This window comes from Shewanella sp. NKUCC06_TVS, from assembly GCF_019345515.1.
Classification (GTDB): domain Bacteria; phylum Pseudomonadota; class Gammaproteobacteria; order Enterobacterales; family Shewanellaceae; genus Shewanella; species Shewanella oncorhynchi.
This window is the reverse complement of record NZ_JAHKQX010000020.1, coordinates 34307-49051: the sequence shown is the minus strand read 5'-3', so window position 1 is coordinate 49051 and position 14745 is coordinate 34307. Positions and strand designations below refer to the sequence as shown.

Below are 14745 nucleotides of genomic sequence, written 5' to 3'. Positions count from 1 at the left end.
ACTATGGGAGACTAAATCTACCGTTCACTACCCTAAAATAATATTATCCTTAAATCGTTCGTTGTTAACATTTAAAAATACATGCTGATGTTTATCTAGGTGTTAACTTATCCAAAACTTGCGCCTTAGTATTAGTAAATTCAGCGTTTAATGCGACACACTCCTCAACACTATAGATGTAATATTTCGATCCATCATTTGATTGGCGAGTAGTACCAACAAGGCTAGCCATTCTCACATTCATTTCACTACTCTTCCAATGATAGAAGGCAATCTCAGCACTTTTCTTTGATGTAATGTAGCATTTGAAGTCTTGTTCGCTGACTGTCGCTCCAGAGTCAGCCCAAACTAAGCTTGGTAAGAAAGCCACCGTTATAAAGAGGTTTATTAATTTCATTTCCAACACTCCGCACTCGGACCTTTTGCCCCAGTATCTGATATTGTTAAAGGAGAGCACGAGGCATCACGGCTAGCCTGAACCCCTTGAGCAACTGCCTTAATCGTAAAGCTTGATGCACCACTTGATGATACAGAGTAATGTTTGTGTTCAGTGATATAAGGGTTGGCCCCTACAAGTTTTGTTAAATCTGTAGCATATTTTTTATTATCGAGATAATACTGTTCCTGCAAGTTTGCTATACGCATCAAAGCAGCTAACCCTTCTGATCTTGCACTCTGAGCAATGTACTGCGTATAAGAAGGGTATGCAATCGATGCCAAAATACCAATGATCACGACGGCGATCATCACCTCTATCAGGGTAAAACCTTTAAGTTGAACCTTCATAAATTAATAACTCATTCATTTATATGATAATAAATTTTATTAACACCTAACCCAGAAGCAACGTTGATTGTACCTGTATAATCCCCATTTTCATTTTTATCACCTTTACCAACTCCAATAATATAGATATAGGGATCTTTACCGGATTCAGGTGCAGGAATAACAATCTGTGGTGTATCCGGTACTCGTTCACCCAGTTCATAATATAATTGAGAAAAGGATCTCGTTCCTTTGTGCAAATCGAACGGATATAATTTGCCAGAACCAGACACCAAACACACGTTATCGGCAACCGAGTCTGCAGGGGGAGAATAAGAAGTGAAATAAACTTTGCCTTGGACAATCAAGGCAGCAGTTAAACTCTTTTCACCTAGACCACTAAAATCATAGAACCAGCCGAGTTTTTTACCGAAACTTATGTTGTCGGCTTCAGACGCAGGTGCATTAGAAGTCACATCATAGAGATCATTGATTGTGATCGCCTCGGGAACATCACCGCCAGTAAAACTCTTAGTCACCACATTACGATCTTGCAATGTAAAAAACATATCATTGATATCAGTAGATGATGGGTGGGGTCGCGTTCCACTTCCAATCACCACCGCATCATAGGGAACATTTTGATAAGTTTTAGTCGTAGTAGTACCACTCTCTGTTGTCACCTTAACTTCGGATAAATTAGTAAACATCGTTTGTGCTACAACAGGTTCTGCATAAAAACGACGATTATTACTATCAGTACCACCTAAAGAAGCAAATTTAAATGCACTCCAACTCGACTTACTTGCACTTGGAAGATCAATGCGCCAGACATTTGCACCGACATCGGAGGCATAAATCCTATCTGTATACCCATCATTATTACTATCAAGTACGGCGACTGAGTTTGGAATGCTATCCTGAATACCCGAAAGTACTGTTGCACCCGATGCAGAGCCACCAAATGAATGAATCAAAGTTCCCTTCTCTGCATCGACAATATAAACCGCACGACCTACCGGAGAAGATGAAGGAGTTGCATCAAAACTAACATCGTAGCCACCACCAAAAATGAGTACAGGCTTTTCATAACCAACGATTTTCGTCACTATAGGCTCAGACCATGTTTGTCCAAGATCAGAAAAACCATCCGTTGATGGATTAATAGTCCACATTAGAGAAGGGCTATCAGGGTTTGTCACATTGAGGGCATAATAAGACGAGCCACCTCGACGCATCCCCATATAGACCCATGCTTTAATCACTTTACCCTCAGCATCAGTTTCTGTGTAAGCAACTGGAGATGAATCCATTCCGTATACTGTGTGTACACCTGAAGGATTATTACTTCTCAGTTCTGTTAAATTAGGCAATAACTCATAGGGAATAAAGCCCCAAGTCTCTGATACAGATTCGCCCGCATCTTTAAACATATGCACAACACCTTGATTAGTGCCAAGCATGATACGAATATCAGTCGCGTTTTTTGTGCCGAAATTGAGTGCAAGTGGCTTAGAATGAAGAGGATCACCCATAACATCATTACGTATATCTGTCGTACTACCATCTTTATTATCGTCGTCGACATCTATCCCATTAAGCCAATTTAACGTATTAGCAAGCTCATCTACGCTAGTTCTCATATAGCTAGCTAGCGCAGCATCACCGCCTGCTGCAGTTTGTGCATTAGCAAGTGTTAAGGGCGTTAAACTGGAGGACCCATTTAAGTTACTTACAATATTCCTAACTTCTTGCTTTCTGATTTGTGCCGCGACTCCGCCGACTTCAACTTTATTCCCATCCTTTTGCGCAACACAATCCGACCATATAGTACAGGCACCATCTTTAATATTGCCGTTATCTGCTATAGCTGCATTCCCTTTACTATCAACCAATGTTCCATCTGCGGTTACTTTTAATTTTTTTAAATTACCGCTCCAACGAGGTCCTTTGCCTGGGAGAAACATAGCGTAATAAGCGGCATCAAATGTCTGAGTCCTATCAAAATTATTACTAGCAATACTTGGAGATGTAAAACTTGAATCAATATTCAAAATATTTGATAACGCATCATTAAGTGCATTCTGTAGTTCAAGACTGTTCTGAGCAGCAAAATATAAACCACCACCTCTTTTAGCCGTCTCAGCAAGTAAAGGTGCGGCATCTTCTGCACCTTTACTAAAACCAATAGTATAAGTACGAACATTCTGCATTTGTTCAGTATTTGAACTGTCCAATTTGTTAATTAAGTCGTTATTAAACATATAACTAGCTAATGCGGGCAAATAGCTTGCTGTATCTAGATTTTTAGAAAATGAAGAGTAATCCCCTTCCTTACTTCCAGTGGCAGTTAAACTAATAACGTCATTATTCGCATTTTTATCAACTGTTGGAGAGCCATCAGTGACATAGATAACATAAGCAATATCCGTACATACTTTAAATGGACTTGCGTAGTTACCACTCTTCTCCACTAAGCTGTCATACGGTGGTTTATTTCCAACATAAGAGCCATAATCTGTATCACTATGACCATATTTAACGCCCTTACCGGCAAAATAACGGTAAGCTTCATACATAGTCTCACATAGTGGTGTATTTGTTTTTGCCAGCAAATTATCAATAGTAGTTAATAAACTCGCACGCGTACTATCCGTCATCTGAGTAATGCCAGAGACAATTCGACCACCGTCTCGATTACCTTCATTTGGATAATTATAATTAAATACAGCAAGTCCAAAATCCACTGTTGGAGTTGAACTAATAATATTAGAAATCGCTTTCTTCGCAATTTCTAGTCTTGAAACTTTTACCGTTGGTAATTTTCCCGCTTTGGATAATCCGTACCATCTTAGGTAATTATCAGTGTACAAGGTAATAGGTTGTCCAACACCAAAGTCAGTATTATTGGCTGCGGCTAAAGCATTGGTCCAAGTTGTTCCTGGTAGTGAGGAAGTAAAATATGGATATGCTTTCTTTTTACTACCTGACCCCGTTGTTACCCCGTTAGCAGGAAATCCATTAGGATATGATGATGAATTACTCGGATTTATTTGAGAAATATCTTCCCAACAATCAATTACTTTTATTGCAGTACCATTTGTTTCAGGTAGTTCTTTCCAAACGCCAGTAGTACCACTTGATGTGAACTCTCTTATATACCCAGTAAAACGACCAAACTCTGCTAATGCAGCTTTGCTTTGACTACATCCATTTAAACTAGCTTTAAAATTACGCTTATCAGAGCTAGTATCAGGGGTGGGTAATCCCCCACCGCCAACAGCATAATAAATAAGAGTATCACTATACCCAGAACCACTTACGGCTGGGTAGTCATAGTTAGGGTCATAATCTACAACCTGAGTAATTTCTTCAGTTGACATACTTCCTGAGTTATCAAATATAACGAGCACTTTAGGTCTTGCACCCGTTCGAGTTGTTGATTCTTTTACATATAACTCAGTATCGTCACTAAAGGAGAAAGCCGACACAAAAGTCAGCGCAAGTAGTATAGAACAAGCCAGCTTTTTAATAATCATATCTAACTCCCAGTTAAAACTTCTTGCTCCACACCTGCGACAACAGTGAGTTGGCCCAGTTTATCTCTACCAAATTCTGCTGTACTACTAATCTCAACACGCCGACAGCTGATTAAATTACCACTATTTGGCCTTGTACTCCGCTGGCATCCAACATCTTTTGCACTAATGACAACATTACCTGCAGCATCAACTTCATAAGGAATTGGCATTAACGTTTGGTTAGAACCAAATTCAACCACAGATGAAATCTCAGATAGTTTGGCTAAGCTAGCACCTTTATTGGCTTCGATTGCCGCCTCTAAGCCACCATCAGCAATTGATTTAGCCTCAATCCGCTCAGAGCCTGCTCCAGACATACGCATAGATTGGGTCGAATTAACAGCCAAAGCGACACCAATAATAGTCATAAGCAACAATATGATAAGTGCAAAAAATAATACAATTCCTTTTTGCTTTTTCATCTTACCAACCTTCTAATTTCTAATTAACACTGGATTAGCAAGCACCATAGTCGTCGAAACTATCTTGCGTCGATAATGATCATTCAAATTTTTAATTTCCTTATCGCCCAGAGTGTAAGTAGTTTCGTTGGTGTAACTTTTATCTTCATCAATAGCGCGAACCAACAAGAAAACCCTTAAGGCAACAAGTCTTTGAAATAATTCGTTGTCCCACATTAATGTGGTTACATTTTCTGCTGGCATAAAACTATCGGCGGTATCATCTCCATTACTATCAAAACCATAAAGAATACGCATATTCTCAATGCCTTCAACTAACTGCTCTTCGTTATTCATGCCATTATTCTTGGTTAATGTTTTTCGGCGTAGAACAGGTACAGACCCATCATTTTTAATAAAATAAATATGATGCTGATATTCCCAAAAACGAGCATTTTCGAGTACTGGATTGGGAGGATTACCGCCTTTAAACATCACAGCTTCACTCGAAGTTGCAGCCATATAAAAACGCTCGCCATTGGGATTAGTCACTGGTGGGCCAACTAATCTTTTAATTTGAATGACATCCGTATTCTGATTCACACCTGATAAGCAACTTAATGTATCCCCACTCTCGCCCTCTTCATATCCCCATAGACGCCTAAAGTGTGCAGGTTCAGCATTAGGTAAAGTACCGTTATTTACGCCTGCACCAATACAATCATTTGCAACACCATCCCTCAAGGTCATATTGGTTCCAAGTACAAAATCAGTTCCCGTTATGTCCCCCATAAAACCTAACTGACTAATGTCTCTTTCCATTAGTGACAAAGCAATTCGTCCATTTTCTTGCAATTGGTTAAACTGGCTCGTTGTGATCACATTGGAAGAAGACATACTAAACATGCCAAAAAGCCCAAGAGTGAGAAATAAGCCAATAACCATAGAGACCATTAGCTCAACCAGCGACATCCCTTTCTCACTGTTTTTTAAATTATCCATACATAGTTAACCTAAATAATCATTGTCGAAAGAATAAAAAGCCGCCTACGCGTACCAATATCTTCTCCACATTCACTCCCAGAATAACTTGTACCCGCGCCCTCTCGGATCCCTCTCCACGCAATTGCGACCGTTACAGTTGAACCATCTACATTAATGCAAGCTGTTGGAGAGTCTAACCCACCAACATTCTGGCTATCCATAACTTCGGCTGCCCCCATAAAACTCTGTTCCCACTGGTAAAGATCCCAAGCTTCAGTCTCTTCTGGAGTACATATACTCACTGCGCCAACAGCAACGTCACAAACATTACCGGGTTTACCCAGAGAGCCTGTATACTCACCATCGTAATTGACCAGTTGTGTTCTATTAAGCTTCATCCGGTTGATAATATCGTTTGCATAATAGGAGGCTTGAGTTTGCTGAAAGGATTCAAAGCTGCCACGCTTTGCAACAATATGCAGATTAAAAATACCAATTAAGCCAATGACTAAGATCACTAACGCAACAAGCACTTCAATTAATGAGAAGCCCCGTTGAAATCCCCTTTGTGTCAACCTTTCGATTTTAGCCATATTTTTGACAAGCTTTTCAGCTATTTACCTTTTAAAATCTTAGTATTACGATAAAAATCACCAACAGTTAATAATAGATGAGTAAAATGTAAGTAGCCAGTAACATTAGCACATAAGCATTGACATCATTATGCTTTGAATGAATTTGAGACAATAAAAAAGAGGCTTATAGCCTCTTTTTTATTGTCGATTAAACAGTACACAGATTTAACGTAATTCGGCTGGCACAGCAAAAACAGTGTCTTCTTTACGCCCTTCAACTTCAGTCACAACACTAGGGGCAAGTTTAGCGATTGCTTGAACCACTTGTTGGACTAAGACCTCGGGGGCTGAAGCTCCTGCGGTGACGGCTACACGTGTAACATTATCAAACCAACTAGACTCAACATCATCTGCAGTATCCACTAGATAAGACTGGGTTCCTGTTTTCAATGCTAGCTCGCGTAAACGATTAGAGTTAGAGCTGTTCTTTGAGCCAACAACAATCAACAAATCAACGTCTGCAGATAAATTGCGTACCGCATCTTGACGATTCTGCGTTGCATAACAAATATCGTCTTTTCGCGGACCTTCAATAGAGGGAAACCTTTTTTGTAACGCAACAATAATGTCCAAAGTATCATCTACAGACAAAGTAGTTTGTGTCACGAAGCAGAGATTATTGGGATCGCGCACTTCCAAAGCTTCAACATCTGCAGGCGACTCAATCAGATAAACGCCACCATTAGGATTATCGTATTGACCCATAGTACCCTCGACTTCAGGGTGCCCTTCATGGCCAATCAGGATGCACTCAATACCTTTGCGGCTGGCACGCGTCACCTGAAGATGTACTTTAGTAACTAAAGGACACGTCGCATCAAAGACTCTCAGCCCTCGCGCCTTAGCCTCTTGTCTCACCGCTTGAGATACACCATGGGCACTGAAGATAACAATGTTGTTATCCGGCACTTGATCTAACTCTTCGACAAAAACCGCACCGCGATCCTTCAGATTCTGCACGACATAGCGGTTATGCACGACTTCATGGCGAACATAGATAGGAGGCGAAAATAATTCCAACGCCCGTTCAACAATACTGATAGCACGATCAACACCCGCACAAAAACCGCGCGGGTTAGCGAGCATAATATTTAAACTTGGGCTAGTAGGATCGAGTTTCATCTTAAAATACCTTTACTACGTCCAGTTCAAAAGTGATCTTGTGTCCTGCCAGAGGATGATTAAGATCGACTGTGATGGAATCACCCGCAACATCACGGACAATACCAGGGATCTCACTACCACCAGGGCCAGCAAAACTCACAATCACGCCAGCCTCTAAACTCATGTCAGCCGGAAAACGGCTTCGATCTAGATAATGGATAGCATCAGGATTGGATTCGCCAAAGGCATCAATCGCTTCAAGCGTGAAACTGTGCTTATCACCTTCAGCAAGCGTCACCAGCTGCGCCTCAAATGCAGGACTTAAAGTACCATCACCCACATTTAATCGAGCCGGTTTACCCGAGGCTTTAGTGCTATCGGCAGTTGAGCCATCAGCAAGCACAATGTTCATGTGGCATAATAATGAACGTGTCACAGTCACTTTTTAACCCCTTCAGCGCTATCAGCTTCAGACTTTCCGCTGACAAATGCATCCCAAATAATCAGCACTGCACCGACGCAAATGGCAGCGTCGGCAATATTGAATGCTGGATAATGGCTCTTATTCCAGAAGAAATCGATAAAATCAACCACGAAACCATGCATCAATCGATCGACTAAATTACCTAAAGCACCACCAATCACTAAGGTGTAAGCTAGATTCAGTTTCCACAAAGAAGACGATTGCTTACGCAACCACACAGTCAATAACGTACTGAATCCAATCGCAACAATCGTAAACAGCCAGCGCTGCCAACCTCCGGCTTCACTTAAAAAACTAAAAGCTGCACCATAGTTACGTACATAAGTGAAATTAAAGAAGGGCAATAATTTCACTGATTCATACAAATCAAAATTGGCTAAGACCCATTGCTTAGATAGCTGATCGGCTAAAAACACCAATACAGCTACCCAATACCAACGTAAGCCACTGTCTTTCCAAGTTAATGGCATACAGATCCTTTACGCAAACTGACGAACTTCGCCGTCACCTTCAATATTGGTTACGCAGCGAGTACAAAGTGTCGGGTGAGCCTCAATAGTGCCAACCTCTTCTCTGTGGTGCCAACAACGCTCACACTTCTCGGCAGTGCTTGAAGCAACCACTAATTTCAGTGATGCCAACTCAGTCTCAACCGCTTCCAATGTCGCATCGGCTAAAGGCAATACTTTGGCTTCAGAGGTCAACAACACAAATCTCAGCTCATCGCCGATATGGGTTAATTGCTCAGTCAAGGCAGCATCCGCAAACAAGGTCACTTCAGCTTCTAATGAGCCACCGATACGTTTGTCGCGGCGAGCTTGTTCAATCACTTTGTTGACTTCATTACGCACGGTTAGCAACTGCTGCCAATAGTCATCGCTCAAATCAGTCGCTAAGGTGACTGATTTCAAGCCTTGATACCATTCTTGGGTAAAGACATAAGCATCACGCTCGCCAGGCAGTAATTGCCATACTTCGTCAGCAGTGAAGCTTAGAATTGGCGCAATCCAACGCACCATGGCCTCAGAGATCAGATACAGCGCCGATTGACAACTACGGCGTGCATGGCCTTCTTGCTTAGCCGTATATTGGCGATCTTTAATGATGTCCAGATAGAAACTGCCTAACTCAACCGAGCAGAACTGCATCAGTTTTTGAGTCACTATATGGAAGTTATATTGATCATAGGCTTCGATGATTTCCTGTTGTAGCGCAGCGGCACGGCGAACAACCCAACGATCTAACGCCACCATATCTTCAACGGCCACTAAATCCTTAGCGGGCTCGAAACCGTTTAAGTTGGCTAATAAGAAACGCGCAGTGTTGCGAATACGACGATAGGCATCGGCACTGCGATTTAAGATTTCGTCTGAAACCGTCATCTCACCGCTGTAATCTGTTGCCGCAACCCATAAACGCAGAATGTCGGCGCCTAATTTGTTGGTTACCGTTTGTGGTGCAATCACGTTACCAATAGATTTTGACATCTTACGGCCTTTACCATCGACGGTAAAACCGTGGGTAAGCACTTGCTTATACGGTGCTTTGCCATTCATTGCGGTTGAAATCATCAAAGATGACATAAACCAACCGCGATGTTGATCGCTACCTTCAAGATACAAGTCAACCCCGTGTCCGTGGAATTCAGGACGTGCGGCTACCACTGATGAGAAGGTTGAGCCAGAGTCATACCAAACGTCCAAAGTATCAGTGACTTTACGGTATTGTTCCGCTTCATCACCCAGCAATTCTGCGGTATCAAGATCCCACCAAGCTTGGATACCCTGCTGTTCGATACGATTCGCCACGCGTTCCATCAGCGACACGCTATCAGGGTGTAACTCTTCGGTTTCTCGGTTCACAAACAGCGTGATAGGCACACCCCAAGTACGTTGGCGTGAGATACACCAGTCAGGGCGGTTTTCAACCATTTTTTCGATACGACTTTGGCCCCAATCAGGGATCCATTGAGTCTGCTCGATTTCTTTCAATGCTTGCGTGCGTAGACCGTGGTTATCCATAGAAATGAACCACTGCGGTGTCGCACGGAAGATGATCGGTGTTTTGTGGCGCCAGCAATGTGGGTAGCTGTGACGATAAGCCACGTGATTCAGCAAGGCGCCTTTTTCTCTCAGCAAAGCTACGACGTTATCGTTGGCTTTAAAGACATGTTGGCCAGCAAAAAACTCAGTGTCAGGCTTATACACGCCGTTGTCGCCAACAGGGTTTGCTACTTCTAAACCGTACTTTTGACCGACAACAAAGTCGTCTTGACCATGACCCGGTGCAGTATGAACGATACCGGTACCCGCATCAGTAGTGACATGATCACCTAAAATTGCAGGCACATCAAAATCCAAGAACGGGTGATTAAAGCGGACAAGCTCAAGCGCAGCGCCTTTGGTTGTACCAAGCACTGTATGGCTTTCGATGTTATAGCGAGTCAGGCAAGATTCAACCAAGACTTCAGCTAAAATAAGCGCTTGCGTCACACCGTCTTTTTCGAATTCGACTAAGCTGTAATCCAGTTCAGGACTCAAAGACAAGGCGCGGTTCGCTGGTAGCGTCCATGGCGTGGTCGTCCAAATCACCATAGAGACAGGATGTGAGTAATCGCTTACCCCAAACTTAGCCGCAACAGCTTTGCTATCGGCAGCCACAAACGCCACATCGATAGCAGGTGATGTTTTGTCTTCGTATTCCACTTCAGCTTCAGCTAAGGCAGAACCGCAATCAGTACACCAATGCACAGGTTTGACGCCTTTATGCAAATGACCACTTTCAATCACTTTCGATAAAGAACGAACGATATTAGCTTCTGTTGAAAAATCCATCGTTAAGTACGGATTTTGCCAATCACCCAGCACACCTAAACGGATAAAGTCTTCACGTTGACCGTTAACTTGCTCAGCAGCGTATTTACGGCATTCTTCACGGAATTCTGCCGCAGAGATTTTTTGACCTGGCTTACCCACTTTTTGCTCAACTTTCAGCTCAATAGGCAAACCATGACAATCCCAACCTGGTACATAAGGCGCGTCAAAACCAGACATGGTTTTTGACTTAACAATAATGTCCTTGAGGATTTTATTAACTGAGTGACCAATATGAATACTGCCATTCGCATACGGTGGGCCGTCATGCAAAATGAAGGGAGTACGGCCAATTCGGCTATCACGGATCTGTTGATACAAACCGTCTTTTGTCCAGCGCTCTAACATCTCTGGCTCGCGATTTGCCAAATTACCACGCATCGGAAACTCTGTTTCCGGCAAATTCAAAGTAAATTTATAGTCGCTCATTGATCCTATACCGTTAATTAAACTGATAAATTTCAGCCTGCATCATTACCAAATAAAGCTCTGGCTTCATTTGCATCATTTAAAATCTGTTTTTTTAGCGCATCCAATGAGTCAAAAGGTTGCTCATCTCGGAGTTTAGCCACCAACTCGACTTCAACATGTTTGCCGTAAATGTCACCTTCAAAATCAAAAAGATGCACCTCAAGCTGACACACTTGACCGTTCACTGTCGGGCGAAACCCAATATTGGCTACGCCCTCATAAATATCGCTGTTATCCCAATAACATTTAACCGCAAACACACCGCGTACCGGCACAACATTGCGCTTTAAGGCGATATTAGCGGTGGGGAAACCAATTGTGCGGCCAATTTTTTGCCCATGCGCTACACGACCACTCAAGGTAAAAGGATGTCCTAATAGGCGTCTCGCCTGTTCAAGATTGCCCTTCGCCAATTGTTCACGCACAGCAGTCGAGCTCACTCTTTGCGAGCCCAGCATAAAACTTTGAGTGCTGACCACAGTAAAACCATATTGGATACCCGCATGCACTAGCATTTCAAAATTGCCTTTACGGCCTTGACCAAAACAAAAATCATCACCGACGACGAGGTATTTGACACCCAGTTTGCGGACCAACAATTCTTCAATAAAATGCTCTGCAGGTTGATTAGCAAAAGTGCGATTAAAGTTAACACACACTAACCGCTCAACCCCGAGTTCATCGAGTAAAATGACTTTATCACGTAATAAACTTAAACGAGCCGGCGCGTTGTCACCGCTAAACAATTCTTGCGGCTGAGGTTCAAACGTCATTAATGTCGATGGCAGCGATAACTGCTTCGCCTTCTGCACTAAGTTCGCAATCACCTGTGCATGACCACGATGGACGCCGTCAAAATTACCTATAGTCAATACACACCCGTGGTGGGATGACAAAATGTTATGTATACCGCGGATTAATTCCATAACGTTAGACAACTGCCAAGCGCAAATCGGCTGATTATATAACAGCTAGCGATGAGAATCAGCAATCAAGCTCCCCGTTTAATTGACCAAGGACGAATTCCGAGCAAAAGCAGACACAATAAGTAACTGACTGCCCCAACTAAAATTAAGCCTATCAAGGCTTTCGCACGATCGAACAAATGCCAATCTAACCAAATTTGTTGTGAAGGCAAAAAGTAATACAAGACTACCACCATCAAGACTGTCGAGACCACGGCTTTAGCAAAAAACACCATAGTCGGCCTAGAAACACGATAAACACCAGCTAAATGCAAGCCTCGGTATAGTAATGCGGCGTTAAGCAATGCTGACATCGAAGTCGCAATCGCCAGTCCAACATACCCAAAAGGAATAGCAAACAGTAAGTTAAAGCCCATGTTTGTGATCATGGCAATAATGCCATAACGCACAGGTGTTTTGGTATCTTGACGAGAGTAATAGCCAGGAGCAAGCACCTTAATCAGCATAAAGCTAAGCAAACCACTGCCATAAGCCATCAAACTATAGGAAGCCATTTCAACATCATGCAATGAAAAAGCACCGCGCATAAATAATACCATCAACATAGGCTTTGCGAGCACGATCAATCCCATCATAGCCGGTAGACCTAGCAGTAGAATCGCTTTAATCCCCCAATCCATCGTCTTGCCAAAGCCCGCACCTTCGTCATTCACATGGTTTCGTGACAGCGCAGGTAAAATCACAGTAGCAATCGCTATCCCAAACAATCCTAAGGGAAATTCGAGTAAACGGTCGGCATAATAGAGCCAACTTATTGAACCCGTCATCAAAAAACTGGCGATAAATGTATCAAATAGCAGGTTAATCTGTGAGACAGACACGCCAAACAATGCTGGGATCATCAAAGTTCTGATTTTCACCACGCCCGGGTGATGCCAGCCCCAAGAAGGCTTGACGAGCGCATTTTCACGCAATAAAAAGGGAATTTGAAATAGGAACTGAATCAAACCACCACAAAAAACGCCCCAAGCCAAGGTAATCTCAGGCTGGGTCGATGTAGGCGCATAGAAAATAGCCGCCGCAATAATTGCCACATTGAGAAATACGGGTGTAAAAGCCGATACCGCAAAACGGCCTCGGGTATTTAAAATTGAGCCCGCTAATGCCGTAAATGTGATAAACCACAGATAAGGAAAAGTAATTTTAAGCACAACGGTAGCGAGTTCAAATTTAGCACCATCTGGCTCGTTGTTAAGCCAAGCGATGAACCAACCACCACCGAATAAAGCTGACAGCACAGGTGATGCAACCACCCCCAAAAGGGTCACTATTGTCACTAGTAAACCTAATGTGCCCGCAACTTTACTCAATAAATCACGAGTCTCTTCTGCGGTATGTTTCTCTTGGTACTCAGTTAAAACAGGTACAAACGCCTGTGCAAAAGCCCCTTCAGCAAACAAACGGCGTAAAAAATTAGGAATTTTATTTGCAAAGAAAAACACATCAGCACTTGTCCCTGCGCCCATCAAATTAGCAACAACCACATCCCTAACTAGACCTAAAACTCGGGATATCAATGTCATAGCACTAACAATCAGGCCAGATTTTAATAATTTTCTACTCAAACGTCCCCCAGACCCATATCGAATTGATTAGGTGATACATCTCAAAAAATCGATTCAGGCTCTGTCACACTGCGGTAATAGCTGCTAGAATTGCGCCACATATTACACGAGTTGGGTCGAAGATAGCCAAGGCAGGTTGGATTAATTTATCTTTATGATGAATATTCAATCATAGTCATTGACAAAGTGACTAAATGCAGGCATATTCCTCGGCCTTTAAAAGTATCAAATCCAGTTTTTAGGAGTTGCACCTTGGCTAATAGCAAGTCTGCAAAGAAGCGCGCGCTTCAATCTGAAAAGCGTCGTCAGCATAACGCCAGCCGTCGCTCAATGTTACGTACATACGTTAAAAAAGTAATCGCTGCAATTAAAGCAGGCGATCACAAAACAGCAACAGAAGCTTTTGCTGTTGCACAACCAATCGTTGACCGTATGGCGACTAAAGGTCTTATTCACAAGAATAAAGCCGCTCGTCAAAAGGCACGTTTGAACGCTAAGATAAAAGCAATCGCTGCTTAATCTATAAAATAGCAAATGAAAAAAACCGGCAATTGCCGGTTTTTTTATATCTGAAAAACACTATTAATGACAATAAATGTTGTTCAATAAGTGAATCATCTCCCGTACTTCATCACTTTTGAGTGAATAAAATACCGTTTGCGCTTCTTTGCGTGTGGTTACTAAATTATCTTTGCGTAACCAAGCAAGATGTTGTGATAGTGCCGATTGACTTAAGCCTAATTTTTTATTCATTTCGCCAACGCACATTTCTCCTTCATTCAATAAATAACAAAGAATAAATAAACGGCGCTCGTTCGCGAGTGCCTTTAATAGCACTACGGCATGATCGGCTCGCTCCTGCATTAATTCAATATTCATTACGCACTTTCTCTCCT

At 42.4% G+C, this 14745-nt stretch carries 14 protein-coding genes; 1 reads left to right on the top strand and 13 read right to left on the bottom strand.

Annotated features, from left to right (window positions below; genetic code table 11):
• Positions 1–91 precede the first annotated feature (91 nt).
• The 12 genes from KO531_RS19380 to murJ all read right to left on the bottom strand — a co-directional run bounded on the left by KO531_RS19380 (position 92) and on the right by murJ (position 13849).
• Positions 92–397, bottom strand: coding sequence for a TapY2 family type IVa secretion system protein (locus KO531_RS19380; RefSeq protein WP_113941310.1), 306 nt, complete (start codon positions 395–397; stop codon positions 92–94).
• Positions 394–786: a type IV pilin protein gene (locus tag KO531_RS19375; RefSeq protein WP_131525276.1), complete on the bottom strand. Its 393-nt coding sequence runs from the start codon at positions 784–786 to the stop codon at positions 394–396. The genes KO531_RS19380 and KO531_RS19375 overlap by 4 nt, the downstream gene beginning before the upstream one ends.
• A gap of 11 nt (positions 787–797) precedes the next feature.
• Entirely contained in the window at positions 798–4304 is a 3507-nt protein-coding gene (locus KO531_RS19370; protein WP_219252027.1) for a PilC/PilY family type IV pilus protein, read from the bottom strand.
• Positions 4305–4306: 2 nt separating this feature from the next.
• Positions 4307–4768, bottom strand: coding sequence for a PilX N-terminal domain-containing pilus assembly protein (locus KO531_RS19365; RefSeq protein ID WP_219252026.1), 462 nt, complete (start codon positions 4766–4768; stop codon positions 4307–4309).
• 12 nt (positions 4769–4780) lie between these two features.
• Entirely contained in the window at positions 4781–5749 is a 969-nt protein-coding gene (locus tag KO531_RS19360; protein ID WP_219252025.1) for a PilW family protein, read from the bottom strand.
• Between the two features lie 11 nt (positions 5750–5760).
• Positions 5761–6348, bottom strand: a complete 588-nt coding sequence (gene pilV / locus KO531_RS19355; protein ID WP_212601294.1) for a type IV pilus modification protein PilV — start codon at positions 6346–6348, stop codon at positions 5761–5763.
• A 183-nt stretch (positions 6349–6531) separates the two neighbouring features.
• Positions 6532–7488 carry a 4-hydroxy-3-methylbut-2-enyl diphosphate reductase gene (gene ispH, locus KO531_RS19350; protein ID WP_028760920.1) on the bottom strand — a complete coding sequence of 319 codons (957 nt, stop codon included), beginning with the start codon at positions 7486–7488 and terminating at the stop codon, positions 6532–6534.
• Position 7489: 1 nt separating this feature from the next.
• On the bottom strand, positions 7490–7912 hold the full coding sequence (gene fkpB / locus KO531_RS19345; RefSeq protein ID WP_028760921.1) for an FKBP-type peptidyl-prolyl cis-trans isomerase: 423 nt from the start codon (positions 7910–7912) through the stop codon (positions 7490–7492).
• Complete coding sequence (gene lspA, locus KO531_RS19340; protein WP_173246249.1) at positions 7909–8424, bottom strand: signal peptidase II; 516 nt, start codon at positions 8422–8424, stop codon at positions 7909–7911. The genes fkpB and lspA overlap by 4 nt, the downstream gene beginning before the upstream one ends.
• A gap of 9 nt (positions 8425–8433) precedes the next feature.
• Positions 8434–11256 (bottom strand): isoleucine--tRNA ligase, encoded by a 2823-nt coding sequence (gene ileS, locus KO531_RS19335; protein WP_219252024.1) that lies wholly within the window; start codon positions 11254–11256, stop codon positions 8434–8436.
• A gap of 32 nt (positions 11257–11288) precedes the next feature.
• Positions 11289–12224: a bifunctional riboflavin kinase/FAD synthetase gene (gene ribF, locus KO531_RS19330; protein WP_219252023.1), complete on the bottom strand. Its 936-nt coding sequence runs from the start codon at positions 12222–12224 to the stop codon at positions 11289–11291.
• A gap of 65 nt (positions 12225–12289) precedes the next feature.
• Positions 12290–13849 (bottom strand): murein biosynthesis integral membrane protein MurJ, encoded by a 1560-nt coding sequence (gene murJ / locus KO531_RS19325; protein WP_219252022.1) that lies wholly within the window; start codon positions 13847–13849, stop codon positions 12290–12292.
• Between the two features lie 252 nt (positions 13850–14101).
• On the opposite strand from murJ, the gene rpsT reads away from it, so the two are divergent.
• Positions 14102–14368: a 30S ribosomal protein S20 gene (gene rpsT / locus KO531_RS19320; protein ID WP_011790375.1), complete on the top strand. Its 267-nt coding sequence runs from the start codon at positions 14102–14104 to the stop codon at positions 14366–14368.
• 63 nt (positions 14369–14431) lie between these two features.
• Here rpsT and KO531_RS19315 read toward each other — a convergent pair whose 3' ends face one another.
• Positions 14432–14728 carry a metalloregulator ArsR/SmtB family transcription factor gene (locus tag KO531_RS19315; protein WP_006084975.1) on the bottom strand — a complete coding sequence of 99 codons (297 nt, stop codon included), beginning with the start codon at positions 14726–14728 and terminating at the stop codon, positions 14432–14434.
• Positions 14729–14745 lie beyond the last annotated feature (17 nt).

Excerpts from the sequence above, each read along its gene's own strand:
- KO531_RS19380 (WP_113941310.1), bottom strand. The coding sequence starts at position 397 with ATGAAATTAATAAACCTCTTTATAACGGTGGCTTTCTTACCAAGCTTA.
- KO531_RS19375 (WP_131525276.1), bottom strand. The coding sequence starts at position 786 with ATGAAGGTTCAACTTAAAGGTTTTACCCTGATAGAGGTGATGATCGCC.
- KO531_RS19370 (WP_219252027.1), bottom strand. The coding sequence starts at position 4,304 with ATGATTATTAAAAAGCTGGCTTGTTCTATACTACTTGCGCTGACTTTT.
- KO531_RS19365 (WP_219252026.1), bottom strand. The coding sequence starts at position 4,768 with ATGAAAAAGCAAAAAGGAATTGTATTATTTTTTGCACTTATCATATTG.
- KO531_RS19360 (WP_219252025.1), bottom strand. The coding sequence starts at position 5,749 with ATGGATAATTTAAAAAACAGTGAGAAAGGGATGTCGCTGGTTGAGCTA.
- ispH (WP_028760920.1), bottom strand. The coding sequence starts at position 7,488 with ATGAAACTCGATCCTACTAGCCCAAGTTTAAATATTATGCTCGCTAAC.
- lspA (WP_173246249.1), bottom strand. The coding sequence starts at position 8,424 with ATGCCATTAACTTGGAAAGACAGTGGCTTACGTTGGTATTGGGTAGCT.
- ileS (WP_219252024.1), bottom strand. The coding sequence starts at position 11,256 with ATGAGCGACTATAAATTTACTTTGAATTTGCCGGAAACAGAGTTTCCG.
- ribF (WP_219252023.1), bottom strand. The coding sequence starts at position 12,224 with ATGGAATTAATCCGCGGTATACATAACATTTTGTCATCCCACCACGGG.
- KO531_RS19315 (WP_006084975.1), bottom strand. The coding sequence starts at position 14,728 with ATGAATATTGAATTAATGCAGGAGCGAGCCGATCATGCCGTAGTGCTA.